Origin of the sequence: Desertibacillus haloalkaliphilus (genome assembly GCF_019039105.1) — a bacterium.
GTDB lineage: Bacteria > Bacillota > Bacilli > Bacillales > KJ1-10-99 > Desertibacillus > Desertibacillus haloalkaliphilus.
On the sequence record NZ_JAHPIV010000039.1, the window covers coordinates 1 to 1,592 of the forward strand.

Here is a 1,592-nt window from a genome sequence, read left to right on the forward strand (position 1 = left end):
CTCCCTCCCTTTTCTCCCTCTTCTTCCTCCTCTTTCCTCTCCCTTCTTTCTTCTTCCCCTTTCTCTCCTCTCCCCCCCCCCCCCTCTTCTCTTTCCCCCTCTCTTTTTCTTTCCTCCTCCCCCTTCTTTTCCTTCTTTTCCTTCCTTTTTCCCTTTCTCTTTCCCTTCCTCTTTCCCTTCCTCCCCCTCTTCCCCCTCTTCTTCTCTTCCTCCTTCCTCCCTCCCCCCTCCCTCTCCCCTTTCTTTCCCTTCTTTCCTTTCCTTCCTCCCTCCCCTTCCCTCCCTTCCTCTCTCCTCTCTTTCTCCTCCCTCTCCCCCCTCTCCTCTTCCTCCCTCCTTTCTCCCTCTCCCCCCCCCTTTTTTTCCTTCCTCTCTCCTTCTTTCTCCCTTCTTTTTCCTTTTCCCCCCCTCTTCTCCCCCTCTCTCCTTCTCTCTCCCCTTCTCCTCTTTCCTCCCTCTCCTCCTCCCCTCCTTTCCCTCCCCTCTCTTTTCCCCCCCCTCCTTCCCCCTCCCCTTTTCCTTCCCCTTTTCTTTTTCTTTTCCTCTCCCTCTCCTTTTTTTCTTCTCCCTCCTCCCTTCCCTCTCCCCTTCCCTCCCTTTTCTTTCTCTCCCCTTCCCCTCCCCCTTTTCTTCTCCTTTTCCTTCTTCTCCCCTCCCTTCTCTCTTTCTTTTTTTCTTTCCCTCTCCCTTCTTTTCCCCCCCCCCCCTCTCTCCCCCCCCTTTTCCCTCCTTTTTTTCCTTTTCTCCCCTCCTTCTTTTCTCTCCCCCCTCCTCTTTTTCTTTTCCCCCTTCCCCCCCCTCCCCTCTCCCCCTCTCTCCCTTCTCTCTCTTCCCTTCTTCTTTTTTCTCTCTCTCCCCCCCTTTTTCTTTCTCTTTTTCTCCTTTCTCCTTCCTCCCTCTTTCTTCTTTCCTCCTCCCTTCCCTTCTCTCTCCCCCCTTCCTCTCTTTCTCTTCTTCTTTTCTCTTCTTCCTTTTTCTTCCCCCTTTTTCCCCCTTCCCTTTCTCCTTTTCTCCCTTCTTTCCCCCTTCTCTCCTCCCTTCTCCTCCCCCTCCCTTCCTTTTTCTTTTTTCCCCTTTCTTCTTTCTCCCCCTCCCTTCTTTTCCCTCTTCTCCTTCTCTCTTTTTTCCTTTCCTTTCTTCCCCCTTCTCCTCTTCTTCTCCTCCCTTCTCTTTTTCTCTTCCCCCCTTTTCCTTCTCCCCTTCCCCTCCTCCTCCTTTCTTCCTCCTTCTTTCCTCTTCCTCCCTTTCCTCCCTTCTTCCTTCTCCCCTCCTCTTTCTTTCTTCCTTTTTTCTTCTCTTCCCTCTCTTTTTTTCTTTCCTCCCCCTTCCCTTTCTCCTCTTTCTTTTCCTTTCCTTTCCCTCCCCCTCCCTCCCCTTCTCCCTCCTTTCCCTCCTCCTCTTTCCTCCTTCTTTTTCCCTCTTTTTCCTTCCTTCTTTTTCTTCCCTCTCTCTCCTTCTTTTCCTTCCTTCTTCTTTTCCCTCCCCCTTCTTCCCCCTTTCTTTTCCTTTTCCCCTTTTTCTCTTTCTTCCCTCCTCTTCTCCTTTCCTTCCCCTTTTCTCTTTTCCCTTCTTCTCTCTTTTTCTTCCCCCCC

General features: G+C 51.5%; 1 protein-coding gene. It reads right to left on the reverse strand.

The features are described from left to right. The coding region (locus KH400_RS29530; protein ID WP_217227882.1) for a hypothetical protein at nt 1–1,592 on the reverse strand (1,592 nt) is incomplete at both ends.